Genomic DNA, 23,455 nt, shown 5'->3' with positions numbered 1-23,455 from the left:
TATTGATGCAGGGCGATCTGGTCATTTCCGCCGATTTCGGCACTTCCGGCGTTAAGGTCGGTGTGGTCGACGGGGACTTGAATGTCGTCGCGCGCGCAACCGCGCAATATCCACTCAATCTTGCGCCGGGTGGTATTGCCGAACAGACGCCTGACGATTGGTGGGGCGGGCTGACGCGGGCACTGTCCGACTTGCGAACGCAGGTGCCGGATCTTCGCGATCGCGCTGCTGTTTTGGTGTTTTCCGCCCAGATTTGCGGCCTGATCTGCGCGGATGAAAATGGCACCGCGCTAAGACCCTGTATGACGTGGCTCGACAAACGCGCAGGCAGCCTTGCGCAAGCCTTCATTGGCGGCTTTCCTCAGGTCCACGGCTATCAACTCACTAAGCTTGCCCGCTGGCTGCGCTATGCCAACGGGGCGCCCGCCAAAAACGGCATGGACGCCACCGCGAAAATCCTCTGGATGCAGCGCCACGAGCCGGAAATCATGACCCGTACCCGTTGGTTGATTGACGCCAAAGATTGGTTGGTCCATCGCGCGACCGGCGTGATGACCACCAGCCCCGAAAGTGCCAATCTGACGTGGATGATGGACAGCCGCCGTGGCCGCGAAGGCTGGTCGCAGCACTTGGCGGGGATGCTGAACGTGTCGCTCGAGAAGCTCGCCCCGATCACAACGGCGGACACGGTTGTCGAAACGCTCACCCCGCAGGCAGCAGCAGAACTCGGCCTTGATCCCGCGGTGCGCGTGCTTGCCGGTACGTCGGATGTGACTGCCGGTGCGCTGGGGTCGGGTGAAGTCGAAGATGGCGCGTTGCACATCTCGCTTGCTACCTCTGCTTGGATTGCGGGATTCTTTCCAGACCGCCGCCTGAATGTTCCCGCGTCCTATGCCACGGTGACGTCCGGCCTCGATATGCGCCCTCTATTGATCGCAAGTCAGGAAAACGCCGGATCAGCGTTGGATTGGGCGGCCCGCATCACGGGCACCACAGACGGACACGCCCTTGACGCCATCGGATCGCCGCAGCCGGATGATCCGTTTTTCCTTCCTTGGTTGGCCGGGGAAAAGGTGCCCACCGACAATGACGCGCTGCGTGGGACATTTTTTGATCTGTCTTTGCACCATGACGCAGATGCTCTGCGCCGCGCAGCGGTAGAAGGTGTTGCGCTCAATCTCAAATGGGCGATGTCCAAAGTGAGCCGCGAAAAAGGGCTGCGCACCAATGGTGCCATCACGTTGATTGGCGGCATGGCCGCCAACCCGCGGGTCGCGCAGACTCTGGCCGATGCACTCAACCGAGATATTCGGGTGGGCGAGGCCCGCCATGCGGGGATGCTGGGCACCGCAACTTTGGCTGCGTCTGTCATGGGGTGGGCCACCAGCCCTGCGGTTGCCGCGGCCCGCTTGCGCAGCCGCACCACAGCGCATTTCACGCCTGACCCCGCCCGCGTGCAAGCGCTGGAAGACCGCTCCGTGCGTCTGGGAAAGCTCCGCAAGCACGCCCTGCGCAGCTATAGCTGAAAAGGAACCGCCCGATGATCGACGGCCTGCTCAAGAACAAAATCGACCCGATGTGGGAGGCGATGTCCACACCTTTGGTCAAAGCGGGGCTGACACCCAATCAAGTGACCTTCGCTGGGCTTGTCCTCATTGTGCTCGCCTCGCTTGCCTACCTTTGGCACGGATCCGAGGTGATTTTTGGCCTGACCCTCGTTGTGGCCTTTGCCTTTGACGCGCTTGACGGCGCAGTGGCCCGTCGCACGGGCCTGTCGTCCAAGTCCGGCGGCTATTTTGATGCCATGGTTGATCGCTATCAGGAACTCGTCGTGCTTTCTGTTTTGGCCTATGCTCACGATCACTGGGCACTTGCACTTGCCTGTTTTTCCGGCAGCGTCATCACCTCTTATGCCAAGGCCCGCACTGCGATCGAAATGCCGGTTTCAAATACCGACTGGCCCGATTTTTTTGAACGCATGGAGCGCGTGATTTACCTATGCGCCATGCTATTGCTAACGGGGCTGTTTGGCGCGTGGATGATCACTGCCGGCCTTGCCGGATTTGCGGTGTTGTCGCATGTCACAGCACTACAACGCGCTCGGCGCGCTTTCTCGATGTTGCGCGAGGCCGACGGTCAGGCCGCCGTCACAGATGATCCGCGCACATAGCGCAGCACAATCGCCAAACAATCCGGAACAAAACTCAGCACATAGAACAAAAACGAGCTGATCAAGAGCGGCTCGGTCGAGACATAGACAACAAACAGCGGCTTGTTGATTGCTCCTAGATCCACGTCCTTGAGAACAAAACAGCTCAAATAGACCACCGCCAAAATCACGGGCACCCAGATGTATTTTCGCCGTATGGCCACCATAACAGGTAGCAGAACTTGGTCTTTTTCCGGCAGGCGGCTGAACGCGTTGGAAATCACTTGTCCGCCAAACACAACAAGCGCCTGGCTAAAGAAAAACAGGTAGCTGCCCATCATGTGCCCGAAATGATGGTCCGGAAACCGGAAGTGGCTGAGCACCACCATTCCAACAGACGCCATCGCCTGCAAGATCACCAAAAAACCGCCCATGCGGGCGAACCACCCGAAGGTTTTGGTGTCGTGACCTATCCTGCTGCGCAGGTCTGCCAATATGCCCAATACAAGCAATGTAACCCCGACTAACAACGCAGGTGCGCAAATTGCCATCCAATCGGCAAAAGGTTCGCCGATGCGCGGGTCCGATATGGCGCGGCTGATTGTCGGGGATTGGCGTGCGGCACGTTCAGGGTGAAAAGCAATGAAATCCCATCGCGCAGTATAAATCAGCGCGTTCACCACCCAGACGACAAAAGTTGTCAGGATGACCGAAATGCCAAGGCCCAAGGCCACCGCGCGATCCGGACGTGTCACATCACTCATACCGCATTTGCCTTTTGCATCTTCTGGTCAGACACCACCCGCCCACCTTCCATTTTTATCAGACGATCGCATTTGTGGAACTGATGGTCGTCGTGCGTCACGGCGAGAACCAATTGACCTGAGGCGCTGAGTTCCGGCACGAGAACGTCATAAAAGAACGCACGATTGACCGGATCCTGATCCGCAGCAAATTCGTCCAGCACAATGATGGGCCGACGTTCTGCCAAGGCTACGGCAAGCGCCATTCGACGGCTCTGTCCCGCCGAAAGCGAGGTGGTGGAGAACTTGTCATCCAGCATGCTGACACGGCTGCTCAAACCCAACTGTATGATGCGGCGCTCCAATTCCTCGCGCTCATGAGGCGTGCTCCCATAGGCCCGTTCAAACAAATGAAAGCCGGAAAACACACTGGAAAACAATTCGCGATAGGCGGCCGTGCTGCCTTCATCAAGGCTTTTTCCGTCCAGCAGGATTTCCCCCTTTGTGGGGTGTCGCAATCCGGTGATGAGCGACAAGAGGGTCGTCTTTCCTGAACCGTTGCCACCGCAAATGAAAACAGTTTCTCCTGGTGTAAATGTCAGATCAACGGGGCCAAGATGAAACGGCGTCGCCTCGGGTGCATCGACTTCCCCCACAAGCGCTTCCGCGCCCTTCAGGGTGATTTCACGAAACTCTGTCGCCGCAGATTGATCCGAGACATTGGCGAGGCTTTGTGCGTTGGACAGCGCAAACTCAACGGCTTTGATCCGATAATATGCGGTCTCAGACCGACTTAGGTTCGGCAGGGCGTTGAACATGGTTTCAATCGGGCCATTCACCAGAAAAATGACGGTCAATACTTGAAACATCACCGTTGAATCCGCGTGGTTGATCACCGGTAGGATCGTCACAACAAAACACAGAAGAAAAATGATCGCACCCTGACCGACGCCCGCGCTACCGGCGAAAAGCTGTTGCGCCTGCTTTCGGGCTTCTACATGCGCGTCAATGATGGCGAGCGTTTCCTCCTCCAGAGCATCGCGCCGCGTTTTTCGCAGCCGCAACTCTTTCCATCCCCCAAGCATGTCGCCAACCCGATCGCAATAGTCCGCGAAAAGCACTCCGGCTCGATACCGCCATTTGCGACCCGGACGATCCAGAATGGCAAATCCGGCAAAACCGATCCCGACTGCGATCAAAGCCACAAAGCCGGACGCGGGAGACACAAAAAACAGATAGGGCAGGGCGAATGCGAGAACGATCAGCGCGCCGGCGACTTCGACGATCGACACCACCGCCGCTGACAGGCCATTCACTTCGGTTGTGAGTGCCGAATAGACTTGGCCATGCTTTTGCGAGAGCAGAAAATCGATGTTCGCCCGCAGCAGCAATCTTGCCAAGCGGCGCCACAACAAACGTGTGACCGACGTCACTAGAAGAAAAGCCTTCATCCGCAGGACATATCCCACCAGAAGCATCGTGACCGCGCAAACCACCATCAACAGGGACGACCATGTCAGAACCGCTCCGCCAGCGCGGGCAGTTTCGTTGATCGCGTAAATCATTCCGGCGCGGGACAGGCCCGCCAGCAGCGTCAGAAAGATAACCGGCCCCCGCAAAAGACCGCTGGCAGTTGCCAGAAAATTCAAAACGGTCCAACGCCGCTCTGCCATTGCCGGAAAACTTCCGTCGCTTGGGTCAGGTATGTCTTTGAATTGGATGGTCATCTACGCCCCTCGCCGTCGTCGTCACGCTAGCGGGTTTCGGATTCTGACGCCAGACGCGCGTGGTGGGTTGAGTGAAATCGGCACCAGCGCGTGGCGGTGCGGATACCGACGCAAAACCGACGTGATACCGACGTTTTGCCGAGGGGTTGTTTTGTCCTATTCGTTCCGCGCCGAAAACCCGCGCCAACGCAGAATTGCGTTGGCCCCGATATCGCGGATCGGCCGAGGGGGGAGGCGTTTGGGCCACGATTCACTGAGAAAAAATTCTGTGATCTCCGATGTGTATCCAGCGGCTGTTTCGGCGGCAGCAATGCCTGTCAAAGTGCCCCGAGCCGTCCCCAATCCGTTTTGTACACATGCAGAGAAAACACCGGTTTCGATTTCCTTGGCCACAGCCACACCATTGCGCGAAAGGCACAGGTGTCCTGCCCAGACGTGGTCCATTTCCAGACCTCTAAGTTGAGGAAATCGTTGGTCAAACTTTCTACTCATCACGCAGTTTGCCTGTTTGATATCGCTTGAGCTTGACTGCATTCCCGACCGCAAAACAGCGCATGAGCGCGTCACAATCCGGTGCCCGCCTTGCCCCGCATCAATGCGCCGCATGGTGGTGCCCATCGGGTCTGACGGCGTGACGCCCCAGCGCTCCGCACCTCCAAGCTTTGCCCGTGCCTCGCAGTCCAGTTCCTTGCTCATCATGGCAAAAAGAAACAGATGCATCAGCCGCCCTTTGGCAACACCGAAACTCTCTAGATGCCCGTTTACCGCAAGTATGATCTTGCTCGCAAAAACCCGCCCTTTCGCGGTAGAAACCTGCCAATCTGTGCCCTGTTGTTCAAAAGAAACCACAGCGGAGTTTTCATAAATTTCAACGCCTTGCTTGCGAAGTCCGCTGGTCAATCCACGAATATATCCGGCGGGCTGCAACATCACCGTTCCAGGCGTGTACAGCCCCGAAACATAGTGCTGCGATCCGGTCAGCTCGGTCATTTGCGGCGCATCCAGCAATTCGTGTGGTTCCCCAAGTGACGCCAAATGCGCGGCATAGCTGATATTGTGGCGATGCCCCGTAGATCCCGCCGCGCCGTTCACTTTGCCTGCGGAATCGAAATAGTCGTCGTTGATCCGATAGTCCGCGACCGCCTCTGCGCCAAAGGCAATTGCCTTGCGATTCAGACGGGTCAAAAGCGCGTCATCCCCGTCACCGGCATAGTCCTCTGAGGCCAGATCATGCGGCAAATCAATCATGAAGCCGGAATTTCGCCCAGCGGCCCCTTCGGCCACCCGTCCGGCTTCAAGAACTGCAATCCGCGCCTCTGGTAGCAACTGCCGCAATCGCCGCGCCGCTGACAAACCTGCAAATCCGGCTCCAACTACGCAAAAATCCGCGGTGATGTCCCGATCCAAAGGGGAGGCCTTACCTTGTGGCCCAAGTATCGCATTCCATGCAGCCACACCCCGATGAACCGGAGTACGGCGCGCAAAATATGTGGTCACGACACGGCCTCGTCCGCGTCGTCAGACAGGTCTATCCAGATCGTCTTGAGCTGTGTGTATTGATCATGGGCGTGCAGGGAATTGTCGCGCCCGCCAAAGCCGGATTGTTTGTAGCCCCCAAACGGTGTCGAGATGTCCCCTTCGCCATATGAGTTCACTGTCACAGTCCCCGCCCGCAGCATCCGCGCGCCGCGAATAGCGCGCTTGGCGTTGGCTGTGAACAGGCTGGCGCAGAGGCCATAGTCGGTGTCGTTCGCTACTTGAATGGCTTGGTCAAAGTTGTCGATTTCGATCACACCCAGAACAGGGCCAAATATCTCATCTCGTGCCAGAAGATGCATGTTATCAGGCAGCTCGACCAGAGACGGCGCAACAAATCCGCCTCCTGCGGATCCACCAAAAACAACCTTCTCGGCCTTCTTAAGATATCCGCTGACTTTCTCGAAATGCGCAGGGCTCACCAGCGCGCCAATTCGGGTTTCCGGATCCAGCGGATCACCGACATTCCACTGCTGGGCGTGGTGCTCGATCCGTTGCAGCAACTCGTCTTTCACCGCGTGGTGCACGATCAGGCGCGAGGTCGCAGAGCAGTTTTCGCCCATATTCCAATAGGCGCCATTCACCAGATGCTGTGCCACGCGATCAAGATTTTCCGCGTCATCCATGACAATGGCGGGGTTCTTCCCGCCCATCTCAAGCACCACCTCCTTGGCGTTGCTTTCTGCCGCATAGGTCAGGAATTTTTTGCCGGTCACAGTGGAGCCGGTAAAAGACACCATGTCGATATCCATATGCCTCCCAATAGGTTCGCCTACGTCGGCGCCACTTCCTGGAACCACATTCAAAACCCCGCGCGGCAGGCCGGCTTCGCGTGCCAGTTCTGCGACACGCAGCGCTGTTAACGACGTTTCCTCTGCCGGTTTCACAACCACCGAACACCCTGCAGCCAGAGCCGGTCCAATTTTCCATGCCAACATGAGCAAAGGGAAATTCCAAGGAAGCACCAACCCCACAACGCCAATCGGTTCGCGCACCACCATCGCGATGTGATCGTCCGAACTCGGTGCGACCTGATCGTAGATCTTATCGACGGCCTCGGCGTGCCATTTGATGCAGTGGATGGTCTCCGGAATGTCCACGGTTTCGCAGTCATAAATCGGCTTGCCGCTATCAAGGCTTTCCATAACTGCCAACTCGCGCGCGTTGCGGGTCAACAGCTTGGCAAACCGGATCAATACGTCCTTGCGATCAGAAGGGTGCGCGCGCGACCAGCGTCCGTCGTCAAACGCTTCCCGCGCTTTTTCCACGGCGAAATCCACGTCTGCGGCCCCACAAGCAGCCACATCCATAAAACGCTCGCCTGTTGCCGGATTGGTGGTGGGGAACGTCGCGCCGGACACGGCTGGCCGATAGGCTCCGTCAATGTAAGCCGCGTTGGGAAAATCCATAGAAGCCGCAAGTGCCGCGTATTCGTATTTTGTCAGCAGACCCATGTCTCAGCCCTCCGCCTGAATGTTGGAAATTGTGGTTTTTAGCACGCGCACAACTTGCTCCAGCGCGCGTTTGTCGTCCTTGTTCAATCCCTTGAGCGGGGCGCGGACCGGACCCGTGTCCATTCCATTGAGGGTGACACCATATTTGATGGTTTGAATGAACTTTCCGCCCTGCTCGAGCACCCGCATTAAGGGCATCAGCGCGCTCATGATCCGGCGGCCTTTGTCGAAATTTCCTTCGACAACACAGGCTTGATAAAGCGCGACATGTTCGTCCGGCAGGAAGTTTGACCCACCACAAACCCAGAACGGTGCTCCCCAGGCGAAGAATTCCAACGCCTGATCGTCCATGCCGCATCCCAATTGAATGTGTGGGTAATCCCGCGCCAAAAGGTGCACGCGGTTGATATCGCCGGAGCTTTCCTTAATGCCGCAGAAATTGCGGGATCGCCCGACACGATCGAGGAATTCCTCCCCCATCATCGTGCCTGTCCGGTGTGGGTAGTTATAGAGCATCACCGGTAGGTTCGCGGCCTTATCGATGGCCAGCGCGTTCAAGGCGTTTTCCCGATCTGTCGGCACGGCATAGGGTGGGCTGGCCAGCAGAATGGCATCGGCTCCCATTTCGCGCCCCGCAACTGCGAGTGCGATGGAGTCATCTGTCAGCATAGCCCCTGTGCCCATCACCAACGGAACGCGCCCCTTGATCCGATCGTTGGTAAACCGCGCGATTTCCACACGTTCCGCCACGGTTTGCGCATAATTCTCACCGGTTGAGCCACCTGAAATCAGGCCATGCACGCCACGATCAATCAGGTGATCGATCACGTTGGCGAGGGTGTCAAAATTGACTCGGCCGTCCGTATGATACGGTGTCACTACCGGCGTATAAATGCCTTCGAATTTGAAGATTGGCGTCATGGTGATCCTCTAAGCCGTTTGCGTCGCGGGCAGCTCACCCAGCGGCATGTCCAGCCCCGCGGGCATTACAAAAAGTTCAATCCGGCCTCGCGAAAGGTTCCAGTGGTCAATCGCCAGCTGGGCGCATCTTTCATCGTCGCGGGCTTGGATGGCGGCAATGATGGCGTCGTGTTGGTCCGCGGCTTCGCCGACGTTGCGGGCCATGTCGCCATTCTGGGGCTGATAAAACGTCATCGAGATACGGGCATGGTCAATCAGCAGCCGCTGAAAGCTTGGCGTCAGATAGATATTGCCTGCCATCTCGCCAGTGACTTCGTGAAATCGGGTATTTGCAAGCGCGCGTTCTGCGCCCGACCCCTTGCGCAAGGCCGCGCGAAATCTCTCTTGGGCCGCCATCAATTCTCCGATTTGCTCGGTCTTGTGATTAATCGCTGCGAGCCGCATCACCGCGCCGTAGATCATCGGCGCTGCGAGAAAAAAGTCGCGTAGGGTTTTGTGGCTCATTTCGCTGATGCGGGCTCCCCGGTTTTCCCGAAGATCAAGGTATCCTTCGCCCGCGAGATTGCGAAACACCTCCCGTAAGGGTGTGCGGGACAGAGAAAACTCCTCGCTTAGTGCGGTCTCATCCAGATCCGATCCAGGCGGCAATTCCAACGTCAAAACAGACGCCTTCAAAGCAACATAGAGCGCCTCTTTGCGGGATTTCGGGTCTGCGGACATAAGGGTCTCCGGTCGGGAATCAGGCGAGTTGCCACAAAGCTAGACTCAAAAATACAATGTGTATACAAAAAGAGCTGCCGGACATTCCAAACCCTGTGCTAGCCTTTCACAATGACCAAGTCTGAACGTTTTGCCATTCTTCTGGTGCCGGAGTTCACGCACATCGCATTCTCCTGCGCGATTGAACCGTTGCGCATTGCCAACCTGATTGCCGGAAAAACGCTCTATGAATGGACTTTGGCAAGCCGTAATGGAGATCGTGAAACCTGTTCCAATGGCACGGTATCGTTGGTCGATTGCGATTTTCGAAACTTGCCCAAATGTGACCGTGTTTTCGCGTTGTCAGGCATCAATGTGCACAATCATGTCGATGCTGACCTGCTCAATACGTTGCGCCGCGAACGGGCCAAGGGGGTTGGGATAGGGGCCCTTTGTTCTGCTGCGTACATTCTTGCCAAAGGTGGCATGCTGGATGGCATGCGGGCGGCAATTCACTGGGATTTCCACGACGGCTTTCTTGAAGAGTTCCCTGACGTGAATCTCGTCAGCAGTGTTTTTGTTGCCGACGAGCCCATCATCACGGCTTCAGGCGGTACGGCCACAGCCGACTTGATGTTGCATCTGATCGGCCAAACCCATGGTGCCGAGCTGGCCACGGCCGTTGCGGATCAAATGGTTTACAACGCCGTACGCGAAGGCACAGCGGAACAGCGTGTCAGCCTGCAAAGCCGCCACGGAATGCGCAATCCGCATTTGGTGAAGGCGATCCAAATCATGAATGACTGCATTGAGCGGCCGCGCTCACCGAGTCTGATTGCTGATGAAATCGGCATCTCGACCCGTCAGCTGGAACGTATCTTCGGGCGCTACCTCAATTGTTCACCCAAGAAGTACCTGATGGATTTGCGTCTGAATCGCGCGCGCAATCTGTTGGTGCAAACGGATCAATCCGTCACGGAAATTGCACTGGCCTGCGGATTTGAAAGCCCGGGCCATTTCGCGCGGGTCTATCGCGGAAAATTCGGTATCACGCCTACCGCACAACAAAGCAAACTCAACTGACCTTGAACCAGGTTTTCATGCCAGCGGTTTGATGTGACAGCATATGACAGTGAATCAGCCATTTGCCTGGATTGTCGGCAACAAAGGCAAAAGCGCGCTGTTCTCCTCGCATCATCAGAACAGTGTCCTTGTGGGGACCAAATGACCCGTCTGGCAGCACTTCTTGAAAATGTGTGCCGTGCATATGCATGGCGTGGGGAAACGCCGTGTCGTTTTGCATGTTCAGAACGACAGTTTCTTCGAGGCTGGCCTCAAACAGTGGCGCGTCGGGCAGACCGGCAACGCCATTGACCGCCCAGACCTGACCCTCTTGGACGAGAGCACGCATGTCCATGTTTTCGCCCTTGAAAGTGGCACCGCGAAGACCGCCCATCGCGCCGCCCTCCATCACCATTGGTACGGCTCGTGCGTCGGCAACCGAGGTGATGTTCGTGATCGGGTTGGGGGGCAATGCCTCAACCGGCGCACGCCGTGCCCGAGCTCCAGCCAACACCGGAGTTTCGGCTAGGACATATCCCTGATCACCCTCGCGGAAGGCCAAAAGAACTTCACCGCCCGCTTCGGCGGTCACATCAACGATTGCGTCCACGCGCTCTGCGGGGCCAAGCGTGATCTGATCCATCGCTTCGGGTCTGGCCAAAGGCATGCCATCGCGTGCAACGATCCATCCCTCGACCCCTTGCAACGCAAGCGGCATGATCCTATCCGTTGCCGTGTTCACAAATCTCAAGCGCACCCGCTGATTAGCTGCAAAGTGGGTAGGCAGCGGATCAACAACCGCGTGGATATAATTTCCCAATCGCCCTGCGTGGCTCAGATCATGCATGTTGCCAAAATCATCGGTGATCTGCGCATCGGGTGACAACCGCCAGTCATCTAGCACCACTACCAAATCGTGATCGACATCCAACGGAGAGGATTCTCTCGCAACTACAATGCCGTACAGCCCTTTGGAGACCTGCTTTAGAGATCGATTGTGGCTGTGATACCAATAGGTTCCGGCATCCCTAAGGGAGATTTCGTAGTCAAATGATCCCTGTGGCGGAACGGCTTGCATCGTCATTCCTGGCACGCCATCCATTGCGTTTTTGACCCGCATTCCGTGCCAATGCACGGCTGTGTTCTCGGTGAGCTCATTGCGAAGTCGAACGCGCATTCTTTCACCCTGAACGCCCCCCAAAAGCGGACCTGGAACAGAGCCATTGAACCCCCATACCGCGGTTTTTGGATACTCTCCTTCGACTAATTGCATCTGTGTTTCAAACGCAGCGAGTTCGAGGAAACCGTCGTCTTTTGCTTTGGCAAAGCGCGGCATGCCTGCCATTGCCAGACCACCCATCAACACCTTACGACGATTGAGTTTCATCATGGTACTCTCCTGCGTCACATGTCTTTAGCCTCGGGGAACCAAACTCTGAATGTTGTACCCGACCCAGCGGTACTCTCAGCTTCAATTGTGCCGTCATAAAGCTCAACCAACTTGCGCGTAATCGACAAACCCAAGCCGGTGCCTTCGCCTTGTTTGGTGGTGAAAAACGGGTCGAAAATCCGCGCCAGCACCTCGGGCGACATCCCAACGCCGGTGTCCGCCACAACAATTGAAACACCTTGTCCGCGGTCTTCCACCATGAGGGACAAGGCGCCGCCATCTGGCATGGCGTGAATCGCATTCACGATCAGGTTGATGAACACCTGTTGCATTTCGGTGCGGTTGATCGCCACCGCGCGCAGGCTTGGAGTTTCAAGTTTCAGAGCAATCTCCGCCTTGTTCAGCAAATGCTGGACCAGAGGGATTGTGTCCGTCATCACATCTGCCGGGCGGTGATGTTCCATGCTTTCCGCGTATTCGTCGGGCCGCGTGAATTGCAACAGCTTATTCACGATCAGAAAGATCGAATGCACCTGTTCATCAATCAACCGCAACTCGGTTTCGACGCGTTCTGCGTCTGCGTCCAGTTCAACGCGCATCACGTCCAGATTGCCTTGGATGACCTGAATGGGGTTGTTGATTTCATGCGCGATGCCGGCAGCAATCTCGCCAATGGCGGCAAGCTTTTCGGACACGACCAACTGTCGTGAAGTGGCTTCCAGCTGTTGATTGGCGATCTCAAGATCTTTGGTGCGTGCGGCCACGCGTCGGGTCAATTCGCGGTCACGTTCCTGAATTTGCTCCAGCAATTCGTCCATTTGCGCTGCAACCCTTCCGATCTCGTCGCCGGTGTTGTCCACACCAGTCCGCGCGCCAAGATCGCCGCCTTCAACCCGCGTGATTGTGCGCAGCATACGTTCCAATGGTTCAAAAATTTGCCGCGCCCAGCGCAGAAAAATCGGTACCGACAATAAAACGATGACGGCAAAGGCCACCGCAAACGTCAGAATGGTGGAAAATTTGGCGTCCCGAAAAGGTTGGTCCAGAAAACCGACATACAACATCCCGACGCGGTTACCGAAACTGTCCGTCAACGGCTCATAAGCCGAGATATACCAGTCATTCACCACGAATGCGCGGTCGAGCCAGATCTCGCCCTTTTCCAACACGGTTTCGCGCACAATTGCCGAAACCCGCGTGCCCAGTGCCCGCTCGTTTTCAAAGAGCCGAACGTTGGTTGATACGCGCACATCATCCAGAAAAAGCGTGGCCGTGCCGACGGAGCCTTCGGTCAGGCTGGCACTGGGGTAAACAAGGTCATTGATCGTGTCGATGAACTCCAGATTGCGGTTCAGCAGCACCCCTCCAACAAGAGCGCCCCCGCGTCCCACATTCACCGGAGTCGCGGTGTGAACGACCATACCACGTGTTTCTTCGTTACGGTCGGTGGGTACGGCGGCCTCTGTTGGCACCAGCCTGATCCGCGCCCGTTCCGCCAAGTCGTCGCTGATACCGGCAAGGTCTGACAGTCCAAAGACATCGATGTGACTCGCGGCCACGCCGGACAAGGCCTGACTGACCACCGGCCATCGGGCGAGGGCGTCCGTCTTGGCAAATGCGGGCGAAGACAGCACATCACCATCCCCGTTCATGTAGTAGAGAAAATCCAGCCCCAACGCCGCGCGTTCGGCATCCAGCAGGGTTTTTAGGGCATGCCCTTGCCCGTTCCCGGCCCAGTGCACAAACTCCGCAGACTCTGCGACAGCACGTATTTGCAGATCGCTTTTCTCCAGTTGCTGCGTCAGGAATTGATCGGCGATGGTCAGTTCGCCATTCACTTTGGCGATCAGCAGGTTGTCGAACCGACCGCCCCAGTTGACGGCCGTGGACATGAAAAACACTGGCATGATCACCAAGGTTGGCAACAGTGCAATCGCCAACAGGCGAATGCGCACAGACCGCGCGCGGGTCATCGTCTTGCCGGACTGACTAGACATTCCACATTGCGCATTTGCGGTCGATGGTCTTGCGGGACACACCTAGCCGTCGCGCGGCCTCTGCGCGGTTGCCGTCACAGGCATCCAGCACCGTCAGGATATGCCTCCGTTCAACCGCCGCGAGGCTGTCAATGGCTTCGACCTCCTCGTCGCTCCCGTTTGCGGCAAATTCCGAAGGCCACTCTCCGACAATCAGCGACCGCTCAATGAGGTTGCGCAGCTCTCGCACATTTCCTGGCCAGTCATAGCGCGACATGTTCAGTAGAACGTCCTCAGAAAGCGTCAACGGCGGTACGCCGAGGCTTTGTGAAACCTGTTGGATGAACATCATTGCCAGCTCCTTCAGGTCGCCGATCCGGTCTTTCAGCTTTGGCATCTGTACCTGTAACACGTTGATGCGGTGATACAGATCGGCGCGGAAACGTCCCTCGGAAACAGCGGTCTCAAGGTTGCCGTTGGTGGCGAAGATGAACCTCAGATCCAAAGGTACTTCACGCGATGATCCGACCGGCCGCACCCGCTGATGCTCAATGACCCGCAGCAACGAGGCCTGAACGGGCAGGGGCATCTCTATGATCTCGTCCATATAAAGTGTGCCGCCATTGGCGTTCATAAACAGCCCATCCTGACGCACCGTACGCCCCGCCGGATCTTGCAGGATTCGGCCAAACAGTTCTGCCTCTATCGTGTCGCCCGAAATCGTGGCGCAGTTGATCGGCACAAACGGTTTTTCGGCCCGATCGGACAAGACATGCAGGGCGCGCGCGCCCACTTCCTTGCCTGTGCCGGTGTCCCCTGTCAGCAGCACAGGGGTTGGCAACGGCGCCGCGCGTTCCAGAGTATCGCGTATGTGCGCAATCTCCGGAGAACTTCCCAGCAGTCGCGACCGGACCTGTGCATTGCCGCTGGCAAGCTCGTATTTCAGAAGATAGTTCTCGCGACGCAGGCTCACCCGATCCACACAACGTGCAACCGCGTTCAGAATCTGGTTGGACCGGAATGGTTTCAGCACAAAATCCACCGCACCGGCGCGCATCGCTTCGATGGCGGTGTCCATGTCGGCGAAGGCCGTGATTAGGATCGTGTCGGCAAAAAACCCCAGCTTGCGCTGCTCGCTCAACCACTCCAGCCCCGTTGTGCCTGGCATTACGTTGTCCAGAATCACGATGTCATAGTGGTTGGCATCCAAAAGCCGTGAGGCAACTTCGGTGTTGGCGGCCTGTTCGATCCGGCCGACTACGGGTTGCAGGATTTTGACGATGAAATTGCGAATGCCCGGTTCGTCATCCACAACAAGAACCGAGGCTGTCGCCAGCCCGTTGCCAAATTCCGACGCCGCCTTGTCTTGCGGGCGGGCGCGTACTGTTTGCGTCATTGGGTCAATCCAGCCGCACAGACCCGGCGCTGGCTGAATCGGCCGCGGAGAAGCCGATTGCGTTTAGGCCATAATAGGCGGCGATGGCGATGCCGATGACGGCGACGCAGGCCACAAGAAATGCTCTCATTTTCAGTTTTCCCTGGTTTCGCTGAAGTTACGAAGAAACTTGATCAGGTCGGCGCGGTCTTCAGGGGCTTTGATCCTTTGAACCGGCATCTTGGTCCCCCGAATATACACATCCGGTCCCAAATCAAAAAGCGCATCAATGGTTTGCGCGTTCCATACGATGTTGCTGTGTAAAAGTGTGTCGGAATAGGAGTAGTCGGCGACGGTTCCCGCGCGCCGGCCAAACAGGTCTTTGAGTGTCGGCCCCGCGCGGCGGGCGCTGTCACCGGTCAGCGTGTGACAGATTGAGCATTTCCGCTGAAACTGCCGCTCGCCGTTGGATGCGCTGTCGTTACCATTCAGAAAGGCGCGCTCGCCTTCGACCATTTTTGGCGCGTCACGCGGGTCGGTTAGAGGCCAGCTGAACATCGCATCATCCAGCCCGCCAGCATGGATATTCTCGCCATCTGCTGAAAATGCCAGCGCCCAGATCGGCCCGCGATGAGTGGCGCGAAAATCTGCATGGATCGACCAATCAGATGTATCCAAAAGCATGATGTAGCCTTCACCATCTCCGATCGCCAGATACCGTCCGTCACGGCTGTGAGACATTGCCAGAATGGGTCGCCGCTCGAGCGTCACGTCTTTGATCGTCGCGGCCGTTTGCGTGTCGACGATCCGCGTCACCCCGTCCACCGCTCCAAAGGCAAGCCAGCCCCGCGCCGCGTCATGCACCATCGTATTCACGCCAAACCCGTTGCTCAGAACAAGCCGGATTTGCGCGCCTGTGGTCACGTCCCATTCGCGAATGTGGCCATCTGATCCGGCAGACAAGATCGCTTCGCCACTCCGCACAAAGGACACATCATTCACATTGGAATTGACCTGAATAAACCGCGCTGCGCCGCCATTTATCGGCCAGATGCCGATGGTTCCGTCCCAACTTGCCGACGCGACAGCTTGCTTGTCGGGGGACAGTTTCAATGACACCACCTTGCCTTTGTGTCGGCCGAGGACGTCGCTTTGACCGGTTTCCAAATCCCAGAGTCGCACGGCAAAATCATCGCCCGACGACACGGCACGGCGGTCGTCCACAAACACTACCGCGTTCACCGCCGCCTCATGCCCCTCAAGCCATGTCGGCGTGTCACCCCAATATCCTAGGGCATAGTCAAAACTCGCGGTCAGGATGCGCTGGCCATCAGGTGACACGGCGATGCCCTTGATCGGTCCACCATGCCCTTCAAGTTTAAAAAAGTCGCCGGCCGTTGCCGTCAGAGGCCAAAGACAGGCGACAAGGATCAGCGCAAGACGCCGCATTCATTCTGCCGGAGTTGCCTGATCTTCCGCCCCATCTGGCGGTGTTTTGGCCTTGGCCATTTCTTCTTCGTACCAAATGGAATGGTGCTCTTTGGCCCATTGCTCGTCGACTTCGCCGGTGCCCATCGTTTCGATCGCGCCTTCCATGCCGACGCTACCAAGATAGATGTGCGCGATGATGATGCCGATGAAGATAAACGCGATAATTCCGTGCCACAGCTGCGCCAGTTGCATCTCCGCATAGGGAGACAAAACCTCTGGTAATGAAGCGCCGGTGATTAACGCCGGCAGGCCAGTCATATTCATGATCTCAAACGTTTTGCCGAACATCGAGAACGAGAACGGGAAGAGCAGTGCCAGACCGGAAATGGAAATCGACACACCAAGGATGATAACAGACCAGAAAATGATCTTCTGACCGGCGTTGAACTTCTTGGCCGGCGGATGCACGCCTTCGGAAAACAGCCCACCCGCTTGCGCCATCCACTTGATGTCGCCGCGATCCGGAATGTTGTGCTTGATCCAGAGAATGAACACAAAAATCACGCTGAGCATGAAAGCCCAGCTCATGTTGTTGTGCGCCCACTTCCCGGCCTGCGCAATCGTGGCATAGGCGTCATGCCCCATCCACGGGATCAGGAACTTACGCCCTGCAATCAGAAACAGTCCGCTCAGACCAAGGATGATGAAACTGACGCCCATCACCCAATGAACAAAGCGCTCGAAGGCATCAAAGCGGATGATATTGCGGCCTGTTTTCGGACCTTCGATCATGATCTTGCCGCGGAAGGCATAAAACGCCCCGATAATCACAACCATCGCGCCAAGGAAATACAGCCCATATGTCAGCATCGGCCCTTCGCGGAAACTCAGCCAGCGCATGCCGCCGTCCTGAATAAGCAGGCCCGCGGTCGGGCCGCGGTTTGAGGTGGTGGTGTCGGCGCTGCCATAGCGCAATGCGCGGAACACATCGGCGTCTGACGCCGTGCCGCGGGTGCCGAGCTGTCCCATCAAGGCCTCGACATTGCCTTGCCCTGTCGCATCGCGTCGGAAACTGTCGTCCAGTTTCTCTCCGCGCTGTCGCGCCATGATGTCTTCCAGCGTTTGCGCGCCACCTGTCGCTGCGCGCGGCTCACCGGAAACCGCATCATCTGCCATGGCGGGAAACGCCAGAATCACACTCAAAACAATCCACAATAGCGCGCGCATCAGGAACCTCATCCTGTCCTATGCCAAAATCGGGGCCGGTCTTCATGTCGAAAACGCCCCGCCTTCCGGCTGAAATTTCATTGGTAAGTGGCGGCCGATAAGACACCGGCCGCCACAGATCAGAGCGGCTTAGCCACCCTTCTGTTCATAGGCCGTACCCCAGCCCCACGCACCGGAGCCAAAGCCCCGCGCCACAACACGCTCGCGGTAGATGCCGGACACAACGTCCCCGTCACCCGCCAGAAGCGCCTTGGTAGAGCACATCTCGGCACAGATCGGCAATTTGCCTTCTGCGATCCTGTTGCGGCCGTATTTGGAGAACTCCGCATTGGAGTGGTTCTCTTCAGGGCCACCGGCACAGAAGGTACATTTGTCCATCTTGCCACGGCTGCCAAAGTTGCCCGCCTGCGGATACTGCGGCGCGCCAAACGGACACGCATAGAAGCAGTAACCACAACCGATGCACAGGTCTTTGGAGTGCAGCACGACACCTTCTTCGTTCTGGTAGAAGCAATCCACCGGACAGACGGCCATACAGGGCGCGTCCGAGCAGTGCATGCAGGCCACCGAGATAGAACGCTCACCCGGATTGCCGTCGTTGATCGTCACAACGCGGCGCCGGTTGATGCCCCAAGGCACCTCGTGCTCGTTCTTACAGGCCGTAACGCAGGCGTTGCATTCGATGCAGCGTTCCGCGTCGCAGAGAAACTTCGCTCTTGCCATTTCTCTTCCTCCTTATGCTGCCCAGATTTTGCAGAGAGTCGCTTTGGTCTCCTGCATCTGGGTCACGCTGTCATAGCCATAGGTCTGTGCCGTGTTGGTGCTTTCACCCAACACATACGGGTCGGCCCCTGCGGGATATTTGCTCCGCAAGTCCTCTCCTTCGAAGTGGCCGCCAAAGTGGAACGGCATGAATGCCACCCCTTCGCCGACACGGTTAGTGACCAGGGCCATAACCTTGACCTTGGCGCCTTCCGCACCTTCGACCCAGACCTGCGCGCGGTCACGTACGCCGAGATTGTTCGCATCACGCGGGTTGATCTCGACAAACATGTCCTGTTGCAGTTCCGCCAGCCACGGGTTGGAGCGCGTCTCTTCGCCACCACCCTCGTATTCGACCAGACGACCGGAGGTCAGCACGATTGGATAATCCTTGCTGAAATCCTGTTTCTGGATCGAGGCATACATGGTCGGTAGACGATAGAACTTCCGGTCCTCATAGGTCGGATAATCCTCCACCAGATCACGCCGCGGCGTATAAAGCGGCTCGCGATGCAGCGGGATCGGATCCGGGAAGGTCCACACAACCGCACGGGCCTTGGCGTTGCCAAAGGGCGCACACTCATGCTTGATCGCAACCCGCTGGATGCCGCCCGAAAGGTCGGTTTTCCAGTTGGTCTTGGGACCAGCTACCGCCTCGATCGAGGCGCGTTCCTCATCCGTCAGATCACCGTCCCAGCCAAGGTCCATCAGCATCTGCATGGTGAACTCGGGATAGCCATCCTGAATCTCGGAATCGAGGCTCGCGACACCTTCGGCCAGAAGGTTGTCACCGTCACGTTCCACACCAAATCGGGCGCGGAAAGTCAGACCACCCTCAGAGACACGCTTGGACATGTCATAAAGGTTCGGCGTGCCCGGATGGTTCATCTCTGCAGTGCCCCAGCATGGCCACGGCAGACCATAGTAATCGCCATCCGCCGGACCGCCCACAGCCCTGAGCGTCGTGCGGTCAAAGGTGTGCTGGTTCGCCATGTGCATCTTGATGCGTTCCGGCGATTGTCCGGTGTAACCGATCGTCCACAGACCTTTGTTGAATTCACGCGTGATGCTTTCAACGTTGGGTGTGCTCTCGTCTTCCATTTCGATGTTGCGGAAAAGACGATCGCCAAACCCGAATTTGTTGGCAAACAGCCCGATGATTTCGTGGTCGGTTTTGCTTTCAAAAAGCGGGTCCACGATCTGATCGCGCCACTGGAACGAGCGGTTGGACGCTGTCACAGAGCCTCGGGTTTCGAACTGGGTACATGCCGGCAACAGGTAAACACCATCGGTGCGGTCATGAAGCACGGCGGAGACAGTCGGATAGGGGTCGATCACGACCAGCATATCCAGCTTCTCCATCGCGGTTTTCATTTCCTTGCCGCGGGTCTGCGAGTTCGGCGCATGTCCCCAAAGCACCATGGCACGGACTTTGTCCGGGTTGTCCATGTTGTCAGGGTCTTCCAAGACACCGTCAATCCAGCGCGACACCGGAATACCGGTGAGGTTCTGAAGCGACTTTTCCTTGCCGTCGGCACCGGTGGTTTTGGCGAATTGCCCCGCCAGCCATTCCGGATCCTCTTCCCAGACACGTGCCCAGTGTGCCCATGCACCTTTGGACAGGCCATAGTACCCTGGCAAAGTGTGGGACAGAACGCCAAGGTCGGTTGCGCCCTGCACGTTGTCGTGGCCACGGAAGATGTTGGTGCCGCCACCCTCTGTGCCCATGTTGCCAAGGGCCAGCTGCAGGATGCAGTACGCGCGGGTGTTGTTGTTGCCGTTGGTGTGCTGCGTGCCACCCATACACCAGATCACGGTGCCAGGGCGGTTGTTCACCATCGTGCGCGCCACACGGCGCAGCTGTTCACCGGGGGTGCCGGTCACACGTTCAACTTCTTCGGGGTTCCACTTCCGGACTTCGTCACGGATCTGGTCCATGCCCCACACACGGGTGCGGATGAACTCTTTGTCCTCCCAACCGTTTTCGAAGATGTGCCACAGGATACCCCAAACCAGCGCCACGTCGGTGCCGGGACGGAAACGGACATATTCATCCGCATGGGCTGCCGTGCGGGTAAAGCGCGGGTCACAGACGATCAGCGGCGCGTTATTGCGCTCTTTCGCGCGCAGCACGTGCAACAGCGAGACAGGGTGTGCCTCGGCCGGGTTGCCGCCGATGATGAAGATAGCCTTGGAGTTGTGGATGTCGTTGTAGGAGTTGGTCATGGCGCCGTAGCCCCATGTGTTCGCAACACCCGCAACGGTGGTGGAGTGACAGATGCGCGCCTGGTGGTCCACGTTGTTTGTGCCCCAATAGGCAGCAAACTTGCGGAACAGATACGCCTGTTCGTTGTTGTGCTTGGCCGAACCCAGCCAATAAACACTATCAGGGCCGCTTTCTTCGCGGATGTTCATCATGCCGTCGCCGATCTCGTCGATCGCCTGTTCCCAGCTAATGCGCTTCCACTCACCACCCTCTTTTTTCATCGGGTACTTCAGGCGGCGCTCGCCGTGGGCGTGCTCGCGGACCGATGCGCCTTTGGCACAGTGGGCGCCAAGGTTGAAGGGGCTGTCCCAGCCGGGCTCTTGCCCGATCCAGACGCCGCTTTGCACTTCGGCAACCACAGTACAGCCCACCGAACAGTGGGTGCATACGGATTTTACGGTTTGAACGGCGGTGTTGGCGGCATCTTGCGCCTGCGCCTGTGTCACGGTGCCACCGGTGGCACCTATTGCTGCCAGCCCGCCAATGGCGAGGCCGGAGCCGCGCAGGAATGTGCGGCGGTCCACTGATTTTTCAGCAGCGGCAGACAGGATACTTGTCCTCTGGGGGCGTCGCGCAACCCCGTTGGTCTTTTTCCTAAGCATTGTTTTCCTCCCTTGCTATCCCTGTTTCGGGACTGGCTCGGTTAGTCTCTTGATCCCGACCGGTGGGCGTCACGCAACCGGTGGTCGGGGGTGAATAACGACGTCCGTTAGAAACGGGCGCTGTCGAGGTAGGCGCGGGTGTGCGCTGTGTCCTGAATTTCTGTTTTGGACAGATCGGCGGGCTGTGCCTCGGCGCTGTCAGGCGCCATCGTCGCCACAACTGCCGCAGCCGGTGCCGCCGCAGTCGCGAGTTTCAGAAAATCGCGCCGCGAGGTGGCTTTGTCGTCCGCAGTTTTGCTCATTGCTTCCTCCTTGGTCTTACCGGTCGGGGGCCGGCGGTTTCGTTCGATCTGATCACTCCGCTCCCATGCGGAATGCTTGTGTTTCAATTGCCATAAAGGCTTTGCCGACCGTGCCGACCGGTGCGTAGAACACCGAATTCTGCGCGGCCTCGAGGTCAGAGAAGAAATGTTCGGCCCAAGGTGCGATGTGGCGGAAAAAGAAATCTTTCTGCTTGCTCACCGGCGCTGGTTCGCCAAAGCGGCCGCGGATCATGCCGGCCATCATTTCCAGCAGGCTCGCAATGTTGTCTTCGGGCTCATAGACATTTGGCGCGCGGGTGATGCGCAACCCCGCCATATCCGCCCGCAAGGACGCCAGCGGTTTTTCATTCAGAAATCCGGTCAGATAGTAGCTGGCAAACGGCATCAACTCGCCACGTCCAAGCCCGATGAACAACGCGTTGAATTCGCTCTCCACCGCCTTGCCGTTGGTGGCTTTAGCCACGCGCGCCAGCGTGCCGACAGCTTGTCCCAAATCGCTATCGTCGCCGTTCAGCGCCGCGGTGCGAGACAGCAAATCCTGATCCGCAGGACCCGCCAAAAGCGCCGATAGGAAATCATACAGGTCGGCACGCAGCAGGTCTTCTTCGGCAATTGCTGTCTGGGTGGCAGTCTCGGTCATTGGTGCTCCATCGGGGGTTGCTCGAATTCAAATCTCATCCGGCGGCGTGGCACCAACGGTGCCTCCTCCAGTTCAGGGGCTGGCTCGGCAAACGCCAGTTCCACCGGTTCGACCTTTTCGGCCTCCACCAGCGCGGGCTCCTCCGACACCTCGTCAATCTCTTCCGACACATCTTCGACCACGGCCTCTGCCGCTTCGGCCTGACGCGCCATTTCCTCGACGTGCTTCAACATGCCTTTGCCGATCTGATAGGCGGTTTGCATGCCCTCAACGACCATGGCGCTGTCGGTGAAGTCTTCACCGTAGTCGACCAGCCCGTCGACATTTGCCAGCGTCGGATTGGTCAGCCACAGCTTGCGCAGGGCCCGACGGCGCAACCGCTCGGGCACGGCTTTGGTGAGAAAAGCAGAGAAATCGTCGCCAGGCTGCATGCCGTCGGGATCGGGCAATTCCAGCTCAGCCAGAATTTCGGCGTCGGTTTTCTCTTCCAGCACTGCCTGCGCGTCTGCCATTTCAGCACGGGCGTCAGCGCGTAGATCAGACTCCGCTTCCGCAGCCACAGCGGCCTTGCGGCGCGCCCAGAAATCGCCGCCCCGACTCAATTCGGCCTCCCGGCGCGCGGCGCGCGGTAAACATCCGTCAGCTGCGTGATCCGCGGATCACCACGACCATCTTCGACTTCATCAATCCGCTTTTTGTCGCGGCGCCGTTTCACGAAAACCTCTTCTTCGTGATGCTCTTCCACAAAATCACGGATCAAGGCCACAAGCCCCTCGGGCATCGGCACCAGTTCCAGCAACTCTTCTCCGCTGTCGGCATAGTCCTGACATTCATACGGCGAGGCTGTGGCGAGCAGAATTTCGTAGGGATGGGCGCTTTCGTCATCATCGCGCATCACCACGCCAATCGATGGCACCCGTGCGGACAATCCGGCCAAGTAGGCCTCCGTGTCCGTGTGCCACAACTCTAGCGGTACAGTTGCTGCGTGATACTCGATCACATCACCGTCTTCGCGCAGCACCTGCCAGTCAGCAGCGCCCGCTCCGGGAATGACGCTCACGGCCTTATAAGCCCACGGCGCCCAACGGCTGACCGAAGGCGTTCGACGCACCACGATGCCCAAAGGCAAAGAGACTGGCGCTTGGCGCATGATTTTCGTCTTCCTCCCAAAT

The 23,455-nt window shown here is 57.8% G+C and carries 21 protein-coding genes; 3 read left to right on the top strand and 18 right to left on the bottom strand.

Features of this window, described 5'->3' with window-relative positions; all coding sequences use genetic code 11:
- Positions 1-5 precede the first annotated feature (5 nt).
- Together BM069_RS11165 and BM069_RS11160 are read left to right on the top strand one after the other, a co-directional pair.
- On the top strand, positions 6-1,526 hold the full coding sequence (locus tag BM069_RS11165) for a xylulokinase (protein ID WP_093323750.1): 1,521 nt from the start codon (positions 6-8) through the stop codon (positions 1,524-1,526).
- Positions 1,527-1,540: 14 nt separating this feature from the next.
- Positions 1,541-2,170, top strand: a complete 630-nt coding sequence (locus BM069_RS11160; RefSeq protein WP_093323748.1) for a CDP-alcohol phosphatidyltransferase family protein — start codon at positions 1,541-1,543, stop codon at positions 2,168-2,170.
- Here BM069_RS11160 and BM069_RS11155 read toward each other — a convergent pair.
- From BM069_RS11155 to BM069_RS11130, 6 genes are all read right to left on the bottom strand, one after another.
- Complete coding sequence (locus tag BM069_RS11155; protein ID WP_093323747.1) at positions 2,137-2,913, bottom strand: hypothetical protein; 777 nt, start codon at positions 2,911-2,913, stop codon at positions 2,137-2,139. The genes BM069_RS11160 and BM069_RS11155 overlap by 34 nt on opposite strands.
- Positions 2,910-4,619 (bottom strand): cyclic peptide export ABC transporter, encoded by a 1,710-nt coding sequence (locus tag BM069_RS11150; protein ID WP_093323745.1) that lies wholly within the window; start codon positions 4,617-4,619, stop codon positions 2,910-2,912. The genes BM069_RS11155 and BM069_RS11150 overlap by 4 nt, the downstream gene beginning before the upstream one ends.
- Positions 4,620-4,775: 156 nt before the next feature.
- Positions 4,776-6,116 (bottom strand): NAD(P)/FAD-dependent oxidoreductase, encoded by a 1,341-nt coding sequence (locus BM069_RS11145; RefSeq protein ID WP_093323743.1) that lies wholly within the window; start codon positions 6,114-6,116, stop codon positions 4,776-4,778.
- Positions 6,113-7,609, bottom strand: coding sequence for an aldehyde dehydrogenase (locus tag BM069_RS11140; RefSeq protein ID WP_093323742.1), 1,497 nt, complete (start codon positions 7,607-7,609; stop codon positions 6,113-6,115). The genes BM069_RS11145 and BM069_RS11140 overlap by 4 nt, the downstream gene beginning before the upstream one ends.
- A 3-nt stretch (positions 7,610-7,612) precedes the next feature.
- Positions 7,613-8,530 carry a dihydrodipicolinate synthase family protein gene (locus tag BM069_RS11135; protein ID WP_093323740.1) on the bottom strand — a complete coding sequence of 306 codons (918 nt, stop codon included), beginning with the start codon at positions 8,528-8,530 and terminating at the stop codon, positions 7,613-7,615.
- Between the two features lie 9 nt (positions 8,531-8,539).
- The gene (locus BM069_RS11130) at positions 8,540-9,250 is read right to left on the bottom strand and encodes a GntR family transcriptional regulator (RefSeq protein ID WP_093323739.1); all 711 of its coding nucleotides are present in this window, start codon (positions 9,248-9,250) and stop codon (positions 8,540-8,542) included.
- 111 nt (positions 9,251-9,361) lie between these two features.
- Here BM069_RS11130 and BM069_RS11125 point away from each other — a divergent pair, with 111 nt between their 5' ends.
- The gene (locus BM069_RS11125) at positions 9,362-10,312 is read left to right on the top strand and encodes a GlxA family transcriptional regulator (protein WP_093323737.1); all 951 of its coding nucleotides are present in this window, start codon (positions 9,362-9,364) and stop codon (positions 10,310-10,312) included.
- Here the strand turns inward: BM069_RS11125 and BM069_RS11120 are convergent.
- The 12 genes from BM069_RS11120 to BM069_RS11070 all read right to left on the bottom strand — a co-directional run bounded on the left by BM069_RS11120 (position 10,305) and on the right by BM069_RS11070 (position 23,433).
- On the bottom strand, positions 10,305-11,681 hold the full coding sequence (locus BM069_RS11120) for a multicopper oxidase family protein (protein WP_244503603.1): 1,377 nt from the start codon (positions 11,679-11,681) through the stop codon (positions 10,305-10,307). The genes BM069_RS11125 and BM069_RS11120 overlap by 8 nt on opposite strands.
- Before the next feature lie 14 nt (positions 11,682-11,695).
- Positions 11,696-13,678, bottom strand: coding sequence for a sensor histidine kinase (locus BM069_RS11115; RefSeq protein ID WP_093323736.1), 1,983 nt, complete (start codon positions 13,676-13,678; stop codon positions 11,696-11,698).
- Positions 13,671-15,053: a sigma-54-dependent transcriptional regulator gene (locus tag BM069_RS11110; protein WP_093323734.1), complete on the bottom strand. Its 1,383-nt coding sequence runs from the start codon at positions 15,051-15,053 to the stop codon at positions 13,671-13,673. The genes BM069_RS11115 and BM069_RS11110 overlap by 8 nt, the downstream gene beginning before the upstream one ends.
- A 4-nt stretch (positions 15,054-15,057) precedes the next feature.
- A complete protein-coding gene (locus tag BM069_RS20120) occupies positions 15,058-15,183 on the bottom strand; it encodes a hypothetical protein (protein WP_280137034.1) in 126 nt (41 codons plus the stop codon).
- Between the two features lie 2 nt (positions 15,184-15,185).
- On the bottom strand, positions 15,186-16,481 hold the full coding sequence (locus BM069_RS11105; protein WP_093323733.1) for a c-type cytochrome: 1,296 nt from the start codon (positions 16,479-16,481) through the stop codon (positions 15,186-15,188).
- Positions 16,482-17,690, bottom strand: coding sequence for a formate dehydrogenase subunit gamma (locus tag BM069_RS11100; RefSeq protein ID WP_093324129.1), 1,209 nt, complete (start codon positions 17,688-17,690; stop codon positions 16,482-16,484).
- A 129-nt stretch (positions 17,691-17,819) separates the two neighbouring features.
- Complete coding sequence (fdh3B, locus tag BM069_RS11095; protein WP_093323731.1) at positions 17,820-18,413, bottom strand: formate dehydrogenase FDH3 subunit beta; 594 nt, start codon at positions 18,411-18,413, stop codon at positions 17,820-17,822.
- A gap of 12 nt (positions 18,414-18,425) precedes the next feature.
- On the bottom strand, positions 18,426-21,320 hold the full coding sequence (locus tag BM069_RS11090) for a formate dehydrogenase subunit alpha (protein ID WP_093323729.1): 2,895 nt from the start codon (positions 21,318-21,320) through the stop codon (positions 18,426-18,428).
- A gap of 107 nt (positions 21,321-21,427) precedes the next feature.
- Positions 21,428-21,622 (bottom strand): twin-arginine translocation signal domain-containing protein, encoded by a 195-nt coding sequence (locus BM069_RS11085; protein WP_093323728.1) that lies wholly within the window; start codon positions 21,620-21,622, stop codon positions 21,428-21,430.
- A 52-nt stretch (positions 21,623-21,674) separates the two neighbouring features.
- Positions 21,675-22,283 carry a TorD/DmsD family molecular chaperone gene (locus tag BM069_RS11080; protein WP_093323727.1) on the bottom strand — a complete coding sequence of 203 codons (609 nt, stop codon included), beginning with the start codon at positions 22,281-22,283 and terminating at the stop codon, positions 21,675-21,677.
- Positions 22,280-22,885, bottom strand: a complete 606-nt coding sequence (locus BM069_RS11075; protein ID WP_093323725.1) for a DUF3306 domain-containing protein — start codon at positions 22,883-22,885, stop codon at positions 22,280-22,282. Before BM069_RS11075 ends, BM069_RS11080 begins: the two co-directional genes overlap by 4 nt.
- Positions 22,882-23,433, bottom strand: a complete 552-nt coding sequence (locus BM069_RS11070) for a DUF3305 domain-containing protein (RefSeq protein WP_093323724.1) — start codon at positions 23,431-23,433, stop codon at positions 22,882-22,884. Before BM069_RS11070 ends, BM069_RS11075 begins: the two co-directional genes overlap by 4 nt.
- Between the last annotated feature and the right edge of the window lie 22 nt (positions 23,434-23,455).

Origin of the sequence: Shimia haliotis (assembly GCF_900114415.1) — a bacterium.
GTDB classification, from domain to species: Bacteria; Pseudomonadota; Alphaproteobacteria; order Rhodobacterales; family Rhodobacteraceae; genus Shimia; species Shimia haliotis.
The sequence above is the reverse complement of the archived record's forward strand: the minus strand, read 5'-3'. Positions and strand labels throughout refer to the sequence as shown.